The organism is Micromonospora sp. CNZ286, assembly GCF_014207755.1.
In genome coordinates this window covers 6,965,033-6,977,451 of the sequence record NZ_JACHIZ010000001.1, presented here as the reverse complement: position 1 = coordinate 6,977,451, position 12,419 = coordinate 6,965,033, and the positions used below count along the sequence as shown (strand labels likewise).

11 protein-coding genes are annotated in these 12,419 nt (G+C 72.0%); 4 read left to right on the top strand and 7 right to left on the bottom strand.

The window, feature by feature from the left end:
* Positions 1-39 precede the first annotated feature (39 nt).
* Together FHX31_RS31465 and FHX31_RS31460 are read right to left on the bottom strand one after the other, a co-directional pair.
* Positions 40-1,101 carry an aspartate-semialdehyde dehydrogenase gene (locus FHX31_RS31465; protein ID WP_184977661.1) on the bottom strand — a complete coding sequence of 354 codons (1,062 nt, stop codon included), beginning with the start codon at positions 1,099-1,101 and terminating at the stop codon, positions 40-42.
* A 6-nt stretch (positions 1,102-1,107) separates the two neighbouring features.
* Positions 1,108-2,373: an aspartate kinase gene (locus FHX31_RS31460; RefSeq protein ID WP_091330618.1), complete on the bottom strand. Its 1,266-nt coding sequence runs from the start codon at positions 2,371-2,373 to the stop codon at positions 1,108-1,110.
* 238 nt (positions 2,374-2,611) lie between these two features.
* On the opposite strand from FHX31_RS31460, the gene FHX31_RS31455 reads away from it, so the two are divergent.
* Together FHX31_RS31455 and leuA are read left to right on the top strand one after the other, a co-directional pair.
* A complete protein-coding gene (locus FHX31_RS31455; protein WP_393156285.1) occupies positions 2,612-3,373 on the top strand; it encodes a hypothetical protein in 762 nt (253 codons plus the stop codon).
* 271 nt (positions 3,374-3,644) lie between these two features.
* The gene (gene leuA, locus FHX31_RS31450; protein ID WP_184977660.1) at positions 3,645-5,390 is read left to right on the top strand and encodes a 2-isopropylmalate synthase; all 1,746 of its coding nucleotides are present in this window, start codon (positions 3,645-3,647) and stop codon (positions 5,388-5,390) included.
* Positions 5,391-5,511: 121 nt separating this feature from the next.
* Here the strand turns inward: leuA and FHX31_RS31445 are convergent, their stop codons facing one another.
* On the bottom strand, positions 5,512-6,957 hold the full coding sequence (locus FHX31_RS31445) for an MFS transporter (protein ID WP_013289042.1): 1,446 nt from the start codon (positions 6,955-6,957) through the stop codon (positions 5,512-5,514).
* A 108-nt stretch (positions 6,958-7,065) separates the two neighbouring features.
* On the opposite strand from FHX31_RS31445, the gene FHX31_RS31440 reads away from it, so the two are divergent.
* On the top strand, positions 7,066-7,725 hold the full coding sequence (locus FHX31_RS31440; protein WP_013289043.1) for an HNH endonuclease family protein: 660 nt from the start codon (positions 7,066-7,068) through the stop codon (positions 7,723-7,725).
* The gene (locus tag FHX31_RS31435; protein ID WP_013289044.1) at positions 7,707-8,159 is read left to right on the top strand and encodes a hypothetical protein; all 453 of its coding nucleotides are present in this window, start codon (positions 7,707-7,709) and stop codon (positions 8,157-8,159) included. Before FHX31_RS31440 ends, FHX31_RS31435 begins: the two co-directional genes overlap by 19 nt.
* A 53-nt stretch (positions 8,160-8,212) precedes the next feature.
* Here FHX31_RS31435 and FHX31_RS31430 read toward each other — a convergent pair whose 3' ends face one another.
* Genes FHX31_RS31430 through FHX31_RS31415 form a run of 4 tightly spaced genes read right to left on the bottom strand, consistent with a single transcriptional unit; the run spans position 8,213 to position 12,409 of the window.
* Positions 8,213-9,316 (bottom strand): ABC transporter ATP-binding protein, encoded by a 1,104-nt coding sequence (locus FHX31_RS31430; RefSeq protein ID WP_013289045.1) that lies wholly within the window; start codon positions 9,314-9,316, stop codon positions 8,213-8,215.
* Positions 9,313-10,428: an ABC transporter ATP-binding protein gene (locus tag FHX31_RS31425; RefSeq protein ID WP_184977659.1), complete on the bottom strand. Its 1,116-nt coding sequence runs from the start codon at positions 10,426-10,428 to the stop codon at positions 9,313-9,315. The genes FHX31_RS31430 and FHX31_RS31425 overlap by 4 nt, the downstream gene beginning before the upstream one ends.
* Before the next feature lie 11 nt (positions 10,429-10,439).
* Entirely contained in the window at positions 10,440-11,408 is a 969-nt protein-coding gene (locus FHX31_RS31420; RefSeq protein WP_013289047.1) for an ABC transporter permease, read from the bottom strand.
* Positions 11,405-12,409 carry an ABC transporter permease gene (locus FHX31_RS31415; RefSeq protein ID WP_013289048.1) on the bottom strand — a complete coding sequence of 335 codons (1,005 nt, stop codon included), beginning with the start codon at positions 12,407-12,409 and terminating at the stop codon, positions 11,405-11,407. Before FHX31_RS31415 ends, FHX31_RS31420 begins: the two co-directional genes overlap by 4 nt.
* Positions 12,410-12,419: the final 10 nt, after the last annotated feature.

Sequence of the window (12,419 nt, the reverse complement as noted above, 5' to 3'; positions counted from 1 at the left end):
CGGGGCGGCAGCGGGGAGGGCGGCGGGAGGAGGGCCGCGTTATGGGCGGGTCAGGTCCTTGGCCAGCAGTTCGGCGATCTGGGCCGTGTTGAGGGCTGCGCCCTTGCGGAGGTTGTCGCCGGTCACGAAGAGGTCCAGGGCGCGGGGGTCGTCGACCGCCCGGCGGATGCGGCCCACCCAGGACGGGTCGGTGCCGACCGCGTCGATCGGCATCGGGAACTCCCCCGCCGCCGGGTCGTCGACCAGGATCACGCCCGGGGCGTTGCGCAGCGCCTCGCGGGCGCCCTCGGCGTCCACCTCGGTGGCGAAGACCGCGTGCACGGCGACCGAGTGACCGGTCACCACCGGCACCCGTACGCAGGTGGCGGACACCTTGAGGTCGGGCAGCCCGAGGATCTTGCGCGACTCGTTGCGCAGCTTCATCTCCTCGGAGGACCAGCCGCCGTCGGCGAGCGAGCCCGCCCACGGTACGACGTTGAGCGCCAGCGGCGCCGGGAACGGACCCAGCTCGTCGCCGACGGCCTGTCGCACGTCACCGGCGCGGGAGCCGAGCACCCGGTCGCCGGCGATCTTGCCGAGCTGGAGGTGCAGCGCGTCCACGCCGGCCTGCCCCGCCCCGGAGACCGCCTGGTACGACGCGAGGACCAGCTCGCGCAGGCCGTACTCGCGGTGCAGCGGCGCGACCGCCACGATCATCGCCAGCGTGGTGCAGTTGGCGTTGGCGATGATCCCCTTGGGCCGGTTGCGTACCTGCTCTGGGTTGATCTCGGGGACGACGAGCGGCACGTCGCGGTCCATCCGGAACGCGCCGGAGTTGTCCACCACCACCGCGCCACGCGCGGCGGCGACCGGGGCCCACTGCGCGGAGACGTCGTCCGGCACGTCGAACATCGCCACGCCGACGCCGTCGAGCGCGTCGGCGGTGAGCGCCTGGACGGTCAGCTCCTCGCCCCGGCACTGCACGCGCCGGCCCGCCGACCGCTCGGAGGCGAGCAGCCGGATCTCGCCCCACACGTTGCGCCGGGAGGAGAGGATCTGGCACATCACCGTACCGACGGCACCTGTCGCCCCGACCACGGCGAGGGTGGGCAGCGACGGCATGGCGCGTTACCGCCCGGTGCCGGCGTAGACGACGGCTTCGGTGTCACCACCCAGCTCGAAGGCGTCGTGGATGGCCCGGACCGCCTTGTCGAGGTCGGTGTCGCGGCAGACCACGGAGACCCGGATCTCCGACGTCGAGATCATCTCGATGTTCACGCCGGCCGCGCCGAGGGCGGCGAAGAAGCCGGCGGCCACGCCCGGGTGCGAGCGCATGCCCGCGCCGATCAGCGAGACCTTGCCGACGTGGTCGTCGTACAGCAGGCCCTTGAACTTGACCGACTCCTGGATCTTGCTGAGCGCGGTCATCGCGGTCGGGCCGTCGGCCTTGGGCAGCGTGAACGAGATGTCCGTGCGGCCGGTGCCCTCGGTGGACACGTTCTGCACGATCATGTCGATGTTGATCTCCGCGCCGGCCACGGTGTCGAAGATCGCCGCGGCGGCACCCGGCTCGTCGGGCACGCCCACGATCGTGATCTTCGCTTCGCTGCGGTCGTGGGCGACCCCGGTGATCAGTGCCTGTTCCACAGGAAGGTCCTCCATCGATCCGGTGACCATCGTGCCGGTGTTGGTCGAGTATGACGAACGGACGTGGATCGGCAAGCCCGCGCGCCGCGCGTACTCGACGCTGCGCAGGTGCAGCACCTTCGCGCCGCAGGCGGCCAGCTCCAGCATCTCCTCGTAGGTGATCTGCTTGATGTGCCGGGCGTTCGGCACGATGCGCGGGTCGGCGGTGAAGATGCCGTCCACGTCGGTGTAGATCTCGCAGACGTCCGCCTCCAGCGCGGCGGCGAGCGCCACGGCTGTGGTGTCCGAGCCGCCCCGCCCGAGCGTGGTCACGTCCTTGGTGTCCTGCGAGACGCCCTGGAAGCCGGCCACGATGACCACCGCGCCCTCGTCCAGCGCGCCCTTGAGCCGCCCCGGGGTCACGTCGATGATCCGGGCCCGGCCGTGCACCGAAGTGGTGATCACGCCGGCCTGGGAACCGGTGAACGAGCGGGCCTCGTACCCCAGGTTGTGGATGGCCATGGCGAGCAGCGCCATGGAGATCCGCTCCCCGGCGGTGAGCAGCATGTCCAGCTCACGGCCCGGCGGCAGCGGGCTGACCTGGTTGGCCAGGTCGAGCAGCTCGTCGGTGGTGTCGCCCATGGCGGACACCACCACCACCACGTCGTCGCCGGCCTTGCGCGCGGCCACGATGCGCTCGGCCACCCGCTTGATCCGCTCGGCGTTGGCGACGGAGGACCCGCCGTACTTCTGCACCACGAGTGCCACGACGGTGCACTCCCTCCCAGCGACGACCCTGAGCGTGCCGACGCCGCCGGGTCTCTCGGTCCGGCGGCGCGTGTCAGACCGCCTCAGCCTATCGGGCGGGCCGCGACGCCGGGCCGGGTGATCCCACCATCCGGCCCCGGCGTGGGGCGGCTCACCAGCCCGGGAGGACGCGACACGCCAAGCGGTACAGCCGTACGGTGGGATGACCGGGACCGTGTCCACGACGCAGAATGAGCCGGTGCACGCTCATCGACGTGCGGCCCGCCTGACCGGCGTGGTCGCGCTCACCCTGCCGGTACTGCTGGCCGCCTGCGACGGCGGCACTCCCGAGGCGGCGCCCACCGGCACCGCCGACCCGGTCCCGGTGCAGGTCGACGCCGCCCGCGAGGAACTGGCCGGGCTGGCCGCCGCGGCGCAGGACCGGCACCTCACCGCCACGTACGCGTTCGCGCCCGCCGAGGGCTCCCCCCGCACGGTGTCCTTCACCAGCGCCAACGACGGCAGCTGGCGGGTCGACGTGCCCGGCTGGGGGCACGCCGGCACCGTGGACGTCTCGCTCGCCGGCACCTCCGACGGGCTGTTCCAGTGCGCGCTGCCCTCGGCCGGCTGGGCCCAGGCGGCGACCTGCGTGCGCCTCGGCGACGCCGACGACGCGGTGCCGCGCCGGCTCGACCCCCGGGTGCAGCACCCGTTCACCGACTGGCTGGAGGTGCTGACCGACCGGCGCGCGCCGCTCGCGGTCTCCCCCGCCGAGCCGCTGCCCGGCGCCGACGGCCCGTGCTACACGGTCGACAGCACCTCGGCGTCGCTGAACGCGCCGCTGGACGTGGGCATCTACTGCTTCCGGGAGGACGGCACACCGGCGGCGGTACGGGCCGGGTTCGGCACCCTGACGCTGACCGGCGAGCCCGGCGCCGCGCCGGGCACCGTCGAGCTGGCCGGCGCGGTGACCGACGGCGAGCCGGTCAGCCGGGACGCCCCGAGCCCGGGAGCGCCGTAGCCGGCCACCGATCCGGTGACTCCGATCCCATAGTCCGGACCAGCCTTCCCACCGCACGTCCCACCACGTAGGGTGACCTTGTCATGTGGCGCGCGTACCTTCTCCTTGGCTGCCGCGACGAGGCCTGACCGGCCGGCACCTCGTCGCGGAGTAGAAACGCGCCGTCCAGCACATCCGATCTTCTTCTCGGCACCGCCGCGCACCGTCGCCCGGCATCTCGCCGACACCTTTCCGATCTGCTGACGCCACATGTTCCAGGGAGCACTCCGAGATGGCTCAACCTGTCACCGAGACCGATCCGTTCGCCAGCCAGCGCCCCAGCCGGATGCCGGTCCACCGCTACGTTCCGTACGACAGTGAGTTCGGCGTCGACCTGCCGGACCGCGCCTGGCCGACCCGCCGCGTCGAGGCCGCGCCCCGCTGGTGCGCAGTCGACCTCCGCGACGGCAACCAGGCCCTGATCGACCCGATGTCGCCCGAGCGCAAGCGCCGGATGTTCCAGCTCCTGGTGCAGATGGGCTACAAGGAGATCGAGGTCGGCTTCCCGTCGGCGAGCCAGACCGACTACGACTTCGTACGGCAGCTGATCGAGCAGGACCTGATTCCCGAGGACGTCACCATCCAGGTGCTGACCCAGTGCCGGGAGCACCTGATCGAGCGGACCTTCGAGTCGCTGCGCGGCGCCCGCCGGGCCATCGTGCACTTCTACAACTCCACCTCGACGCTGCAGCGCCGGGTGGTGTTCGGCCTGGACCGCGACGGCATCACCGACATCGCCACCCAGGGCGCGCGGCTGTGCCAGAAGTACGCGGAGATCCACACCCCGGACACCGACATCCACTACGAGTACTCGCCGGAGTCGTACACGGGCACCGAGCTGGAGTACGCGCTGGAGGTCTGCTCGGCGGTCATCGACGTGATCGACCCGACGCCGGACCGGAAGCTGATCATCAACCTGCCGGCCACCGTCGAGATGGCGATGCCGAACGTCTACGCCGACTCGATCGAGTGGATGCACCGGCGCCTGCCCCGGCGGGACAGCCTGGTGCTGAGCCTGCACCCGCACAACGACCGGGGCACCGGCGTGGCCGCCGCCGAGCTGGGCCTGCTGGCCGGCGCCGACCGGATCGAGGGCTGCCTGTTCGGCAACGGCGAGCGCACCGGCAACGTCGACCTGGTGACGCTGGGCCTGAACATGTTCTCCCAGGGCATCGACCCGATGATCGACTTCTCGAACATCGACGAGATCAAGCGCGCCGTCGAGTACTGCAACCAGCTGCCGGTGCACGAGCGCCACCCGTACGCGGGCGACCTGGTCTACACGGCGTTCTCCGGCTCGCACCAGGACGCGATCAACAAGGGCTTCGCCGCGCTGAACGCCGACGCCACGGCGGCCGGGGTGCCGGTCGACGACTTCACCTGGGCGGTGCCCTACCTGCCGATCGACCCGAAGGACCTGGGCCGCACCTACGAGGCGGTCATCCGGGTCAACTCGCAGTCCGGCAAGGGCGGCGTCGCGTACATCATGAAGACCGAGCACCAGCTCGACCTGCCGCGCCGCCTCCAGATCGAGTTCTCCGGCGTGGTGCAGCAGGTCACCGACCACGACGGCGGCGAGGTCGAGCCGGGCGCCATGTGGGAGATCTTCGCCCGCAACTACCTGGTCGACCACCAGGTCGACCCGGCCGTCAAGCTGGCCGAGTACACCATCGGCACCGTCGACGGCAAGGTCGAGATCGACGCCCGCGTCGGCTTCGGCGGCGACACCCGCGCGCTCACCGCTGTCGGCAACGGCCCGATCGACGCGTACGTCAACGCGTTGCAGTCCCTGGGCGTGGCGGTACGGGTGCTCGACTACCACGAGCACGCGCTGTCCTCCGGCGGGGACGCGCAGGCCGCCGCGTACGTGGAGTGCGAGGTGGACGGCCGCACGGTGTGGGGCGTCGGGGTGGACGCCAACATCGTCACCGCCTCGATCAAGGCGGTCACGAGCGCGGTGAACCGCACCCGCGCCTGAGGTGCTTGAGGTGTAAGGAAGGGCCCCTTCTTAACGCATTCTGCATAGGAGGGGGCCCTTCTTAACGCCCGCGCCCGAATGGCCCGAGTGTTAACAAGGGGCCCTTCCTCTACCGGAGGCGTTAAGAAGGGGCCCTTCCTTCCCCCCGCCGGGGGCGGTGGATCAGCACGGCGGCGAGCACCGCGCCGGCCAGCAGCAGCCCCGCGCACCACGCCAGCGCCCCCCGGTACGCGTCGGCGAGCGCACCCTTCTGCTCGTACCCGGTGCCCGACAGCCCCACCAGCAGCGGCAACGCGGCCACCGCGAGCAGACCACCGGCCCGGGACGCGGCGTTGTTGAAGCCGCTCGCCACCCCGGCGAACCGGTCCGAGACGGCGCCGAGCACAGACGTGGTCAGCGGCGCCACCACGAGCGTGAGCCCGGCGCCGAACAGCGCCACGCCCGGCAGCACGTCCACCCAGTACGACGCACCAGGCCCGACCCGGCGCAACAGCAGCAGACCCACCGCGGCGATCACCGGGCCGACGGTGAGCGGCAGCCGGGGGCCGATGCGGGCCGACAGCGCGCCCGCGCGCGGCGAGCCGACCAGCAGCAGCACTGTCATCGGCACTGTGGCCAGGCCGGTGAGCAGCGCCGACCAGCCGACCACGTTCTGCAGGTAGACGGCGAGGAAGAAGGTGAACCCGCCGAGCGCCGCGTACACGACGACTGTGAAGACGTTCAGCACGGAGAACAGCCGGCTGGAGAACAGCCCGGTGGGCAGCATCGCGGTGTCGCCGCGCCGCCGCTCGACCAGCACGAAGACCACCACGGCGACCACCCCGAGCACCGCCGCGACCAGCACCGCCGGGGAGTCCAGGCCGCGCGCCGGGGCGTCGATGAGCGCGTACGTGACACCGCCGAGCGCGAGCGCGCCGAGCAGCGCGCCCGCCACGTCGAACCGCCGCCGCCCGCCTCCGGTACGCGAGACCTCCTCGTCCCGGCTCTCCGGCACCCAGCGCAGCGCGGCGAGCACCACGCCGACGGCCAGCGGCAGGTTGACGAAGAAGATCCACCGCCAGGAGAGCGTGTCGATCAGCCAGCCGCCGAGCAGCGGACCGAGCGCGGTGGACACACCGGACAGCCCGGACCAGGTGCCGATGGCCCGGCCCCGGTCGTCCGGGTGGAAGCTGGCCTGGAGCACGGACAGCGACCCGGGGGTGAGCAGCGCCCCGCCCGCGCCCTGGAGGAACCGGGCGGCGACGAGCCAGCCGGTGTCCTGGGCCAGCCCGCAGAGCACCGACGCCACAGCGAACCAGACCACGCCGAGCAGGAAGACGCGCCGCCTGCCGAACCGGTCCCCGAGCGCGCCGCCGAGCAGCACGAACGCGGCGAGCATGAGCAGGTAGCCGTTCACGGTCCACTGGAGACCGGCGACTGTGGCGTCCAGTTCGGCGCCGAGCCGTGGCAGCGCGACGTTGACGACAGTGCTGTCCAGGAACACCATGCCGGAGGCGAGGATCGCGGCGAGCAGCGTGCCGCGTCCGGCGGCGGAGCCGGTACGCAGCGCGGGAGCGGGTGCGGTCACGTCTCACCACTCTGCCCGCCGCCCACCGTCGACGCCACGAATCGCGGAAACCGCCGCCGGGTACTGTGCGGACTCGCCCGGAGCACGCAAGCTGGAGAGGTGTCGTCTGTGCGTACGAGATCAGGAGCCCGAGCCGGGCTGGCGGCCGCGCTGAGCGCGGTGCTCGCCCTCGGCGTGGCCGGCTGCGACGTGTCGGTCACCGAGCCGGAGGCGCCGCCCAGTGCCACCGGGAACGTCAACAAGCAGCTCGGTGAGCTGACAGTGGCCACCGCCGGGTCGATGAAGGGCTACAGCCGCTCCCGCTTCCCGCACTGGCGGGACACCGGCAAGAACTGCGACGTCCGCGACAGCGTGCTGCAGCGCGACGGCGAGGGCATCAAGCTGTCCGGCTGCAACGTGGTGGGCGGCCGGTGGGAGAGCGTCTACGACGGTGTGGTGCTCAACGATCCGTCGGACGTGGACATCGACCACACCGTGCCGCTGGCCGCCGCGTGGCGTTCGGGCGCGGACGAGTGGGACGACTCGAAGCGCGGCGACTTCGCCAACGACCTGACGCGGCCGCAGCTCATCGCGGTTTCGGCGCGGTCCAACCGGGCAAAGGGTGACCAGGATCCGTCCCAGTGGAAGCCGCCGAACCGGTCGTCCTGGTGTCAGTACGCGGCGGACTGGGTGACGGTCAAGCACTACTGGCGGCTGACTGTGACAAGTGCCGAGAAGGCCGCTCTCACCGACATGCTGGAGGGCTGCACATGGGCGAGCAAACCGTGACCGGGCCGGACGCCACACCGGCGCCGGAGGCAGACGCCGCACCGGCCCCGGAGTCCGCACCGGCGGGTCCGGCCTCGGCCGGGATGACGGCGGACGGCCGGCAGCCGGCGTCCGCGGACGTCGCCGGGGCGGGCATGACCGCCGACGCGGTGCCGGGCGCACCGGCCGGGGGCGCACCGGGCGGACCGGCGGACCGCACCTCGGACATCACCGCAGGTCCGGGCGGGGTCATGACCGATGAGGTGGGCGTGGTGACCGGCGAGTTGACGCTGCGCACCGAGCACGCCGACGGCCGGGTGACGCTGCGGGTGCAGTACAAGGACGCCGACGAGTGGTACGCGGTCACCGGCGGTTCCGCGCCACTGGCCGACCCGGCCGCGCTCGACGCCGTGCACACGATCGCGGTGGGCCTGCTCAACCGCCCCGAGGGCTGACCGACGACAAGGCGCGCCCCCACCCGGCCCGGGTGGGGGCGCGCTTCGTCGTGTCAGACGTACGATCCGGGCTCGCTGGGCGCGGAGACCACGCCCGGCTCCTCGCCCTCCCCCTCCGGCCGGGTGATCTTTGCGGTCACCTCGTGCGGGCGCAGCTCACCGGCGGCGATCTTCTCGGCCCAGTGGCAGGCCACCCGGCTGGCGCCGATCTGGCGCAGCTCCGGCCGCTCGTCGGCGCAGCGGGTCGGCTGCGCCCACGGGCAGCGGGTGTGGAACCGGCAGCCCGACGGCGGGTTGGCCGGCGACGGCAGGTCGCCGGCGAGGAGGATGCGCTCGCGCCGGTCCTCCACGTCCGGGTCCGGCACCGGCACCGCCGACATCAGCGCCCGGGTGTACGGGTGCAGCGGCTCGGTGTAGAGCCGGTCGCTCGGCGCCTCCTCCACCAGCGCGCCCAGGTACATCACGCCGACGATGTCGGAGATGTGCCGCACCACGGCCAGGTCGTGCGCGATGACCAGGTAGGTCAGGCCGAGGCTGTCCTGGAGTTCGTCGAGCAGGTTCACCACCTGCGCCTGGATCGAGACGTCCAGCGCGGAGACCGGCTCGTCGGCGACGATCAGCTCCGGGCCGAGGACCAGCGCGCGGGCGATGCCGATGCGCTGGCGCTGGCCGCCGGAGAACTCGTGCGGGTAGCGGGACAGCGCCCATTTCGGCAGGCCCACCGCGTCGAGCGTCTCGCCGATGATCCGCCGCCGGTCGTCCCGGTTCGCGCCGATGCCGTGGGTCTGGAGGCCCTCGGTCAGGATCGACTCGACGTTCTGCCGGGGGTCCAGGCTGGACATCGGGTCCTGGAAGATCATCTGCATCCGGCGGCGCATCGCGCGCAGTTTGCCGGCGGGGAGCGTGGTCAGCTCGACGCCGTCGAACTTCACCTCGCCGCTGGTCGGCGGGTTGAGCTGGAGCAGCGCCCGGCCGAGCGTGGACTTGCCGCAGCCCGACTCGCCCACCAGCCCGTACGTCTTGCCGCGCGGGATGCTCAGGTCGACCCCGTCGACCGCCTTGACGTGCCCGACCGTGCGGTCGAAGATCACGCCCCGGCGGATCGGGAAGTGCACCTTCAGATCGCGGACCTCGACGAGGATGTCGTTGTCGCTCATGGGGTCTCCTCCTCGCGCGGAGCCGGTCCGAAGCCGGGCACGGCGGGCGGGTCGGCCGGCTCGGCCTGGGCCGGCACCGCACCCGGTTCGGCGGTCGTCGGCGCGGTCCCGCGGGCGTCCGCCTCCGGGGTCAGGCCGGGGACCGGCACCGGGTTGACGCAGCGGTAGCTGCGCGCGTCGTGGGTCAGCACCAGCTCCGGCGGCTCGCCCACACACGTGTCGACGCGGCGGGCGCAGCGCGGGGCGAACGCGCAGCCGTCCGGCCAGGGCAGCACGTCACGCACCGAGCCGGGGATGGGGTTCAGCCGTTCGCCGCGGCCGGCGTCCAGGCGCGGCACCGAACCGAGCAACCCCTCGGTGTACGGGTGCCGGGGCTGGCGGAACAGCGGACGACGGGTGGCCGTCTCCACCACCCGGCCGGCGTAGAGCACGTTGATGGTGTCGCACATGCCGGCCACCACGCCGAGGTCGTGAGTGATCATCACCAGTGCGGTGCCGGAGTCCCGGACCAGGTCCTTGAGCAGCTCCAGGATCTGCGCCTGGATGGTGACGTCGAGCGCGGTGGTCGGCTCGTCGGCGATCAGCAGCCGGGGCTGACAGGCGACAGCCATGGCGATCAGCGCCCGCTGCCGCATGCCGCCGGAGAGCTGGTGCGGGTACTCCTTGAGCCGCCGCCGCGGGTCCGGGATGCCCACCCGGTCGAGCAGGGCGGCCGCCTCCTTGGTGGCCGCCTCGCCCTTCATGCCCCGGTGCCGGGCCAGCACCTCGGTCACCTGGAGCCCGATCGGGATGACCGGGTTCAGCGAGGACAGCGGGTCCTGGAAGATCATCGCCACGTCCCGGCCACGGATGTCGCGGCGGGACCGGTCGTCGAGCTGGAGCAGGTCGGTGCCGTCGAAGACCGCCTTGCCGCCCACGCGCAGGCCCGGCTGCTTGGGCAGCAGGCCCATGATGGCCAGCGACGTGACGCTCTTGCCGCAGCCGGACTCGCCGACCAGGCCGACCACCTCGCCGGCGTCGACCGAGAAGGACACCCCGTCCACCGCGTGCACGGTGCGCTGCCCACGACGGGCGAACGTGACGGAGAGGTCGTCCACTTCGAGCAGTGCCATGACTGACTGACCTACTTCCGCAGCTTTGGATCGAGGGCCTCGCGCATCGCCTCACCGAGCAGGGTGAACCCGAGCGCGGTGATGATGATGCCGAGCGCCGGATAGATCGCCAGGCCGGGCCGGATGCCCAGGTACGGCTGCGCGTCGGCGAGCATGACGCCCCACTCCGGGATGGCCGAGTCGGGGTTGCCGAGACCGAGGAAGGACAGCGCGGCCGCCTCGATGATCGCGGTGGCCAGCGTCAGTGTGGCCTGCACGATGACCGGGGCGATCGAGTTCGGCACCACGTGGGTGAGGGCGATCCTGGAGCGCTTCACGCCGAGCGACGTCGCGGCCAGCACGTAGTCGCTGTTGGCCTGCGCGATCATCGAGCCGCGCAGCAGCCGGGCGAAGATCGGCACGGACACCACACCGACGGCGATCATCACGGTGGTGAGGCTGGCGCCGAGCAGCGCCGCGATGCTCACCGCGAGCAGCAGGCTCGGCATGGCCAGCAGCATGTCGATGAAGCGCATCAGGGTGGTGTCGATCCAGCGGCCCCAGCGCCCGCCGAGCCCGGCCGCGGCACCGGCGACGCCGCCGATCAGCGCGCCGACCGCGAGGCCGATCAGGGTGGAGACCACGCCGACGAGCAGCGTCTGCCGGGCGCCGACGATGAGCCGGCTGAACTCGTCCCGGCCCTGGTGGTCGAAGCCGAGCCAGTGGTCGGCGGAGACGCCCGGGATGATGCCCTGGCCGGACTTGACCAGTCCTTCGCGGATGCCGATGGAGTCCGTCGGGCTGTACGGGACGAGGAACGGCCCGATGACGGCGACCAGGACGAAGACCGCCAGGATGATGACGCCGATGACGGCCGCCGGGTTGCGCCGCAGCCGGCGGAACGCCTCCTTCCAGAGGCTCACCCCCTGCTCGTCGTCGCGGGCGGCCAGCTCGGCGAGCCGGTCGATCTTCTCGCGCTTCTTGCCAGTGGTGATGGTCATCGCACCCTCACCCTCGGGTCGATCACGCTGTAGGAGAGGTCGACCAGGAGATTCACCAGCACGTACACCACCGCAATGATCATGATGAAGCCCATCAGCACCGGGTAGTCGCGTTGGCTGATCGACTCGGCGACGAACGCGCCGATGCCGCTGAACGCGAACACGGTCTCGGTGAGCACCGCGCCGGAGAGCAGGAGACCGGTCTGCAGGCCGATCGAGGTGGCCACCGGCAGCATGGCGTTACGCAGCACGTGCCGGCGGCGTACGGTCCGCTCGGTCAGGCCCTTGGCCTCGGCGGTCCGGACGAAGTCCTCGTTGAGCACCTCCAGCACGCTGGCCCGGGTGATCCGGACGATGATCGCGAGCGGGATGCTGGCGAGCGCGATGCCCGGCAGCACGAGGTGCCAGAGCGCGTCGGCGGCGGCGTCCCACTCGCGGGTCATGAGCCCGTCGAGGACGAAGAAGTTGGTGACCCGGGTCGCCCCGATGGTCGGGTCCTGCCGGCCACTGGAGGGGAACCAGCCCAGGTTCTCCGCGAAGATCGCCTTGAGCACGTACGCCAGGAAGAAGACCGGGATGCAGATGCCGATGAGCGATCCGCCGACCGAGGCGTGGTCGAGGAACCGGCCCCGGCGGCGGGCGGCCAGGTAGCCGAGCGGGATGCCGATGCCGACCGCGAGGATCATGGCCATCACGGTCAGCTCGACGGTGCCGGGGAACCGCTCCACGAACTCCGTGGTGACGGCCCGCTTCGTACCGGTCGAGGTGCCCAGGTCGAGCCGGATCATCCGCCGCAGGAAGCGGGCGTACTGGACCAGGATCGGCTCGTCGAGGCCGAGGTTGCGCCGGATGGCGGCGCGCGTCTCGGGCGTGCCCCGTTCTCCGAGGATCGCGGTCTCGGGCCCGCCGGGAAGTCGGTGGAGCCAGATGAACAGCAGGACGGAGAGCCCGAACAGCGTGGGTATCAGCTGTAGCAGGCGTCTGATGATGAACCGGAACACGGGCGCCTCG

What these genes read in the sequence shown, in the direction of transcription:
- FHX31_RS31425 (WP_184977659.1), bottom strand. Translation starts at nt 10,428, where the DNA reads ATGGCACTGCTCGAAGTGGACGACCTCTCCGTCACGTTCGCCCGTCGT.
- FHX31_RS31420 (WP_013289047.1), bottom strand. Translation starts at nt 11,408, where the DNA reads ATGACCATCACCACTGGCAAGAAGCGCGAGAAGATCGACCGGCTCGCC.
- leuA (WP_184977660.1), top strand. Translation starts at nt 3,645, where the DNA reads ATGGCTCAACCTGTCACCGAGACCGATCCGTTCGCCAGCCAGCGCCCC.
- FHX31_RS31435 (WP_013289044.1), top strand. Translation starts at nt 7,707, where the DNA reads ATGGGCGAGCAAACCGTGACCGGGCCGGACGCCACACCGGCGCCGGAG.
- FHX31_RS31430 (WP_013289045.1), bottom strand. Translation starts at nt 9,316, where the DNA reads ATGAGCGACAACGACATCCTCGTCGAGGTCCGCGATCTGAAGGTGCAC.
- FHX31_RS31465 (WP_184977661.1), bottom strand. Translation starts at nt 1,101, where the DNA reads ATGCCGTCGCTGCCCACCCTCGCCGTGGTCGGGGCGACAGGTGCCGTC.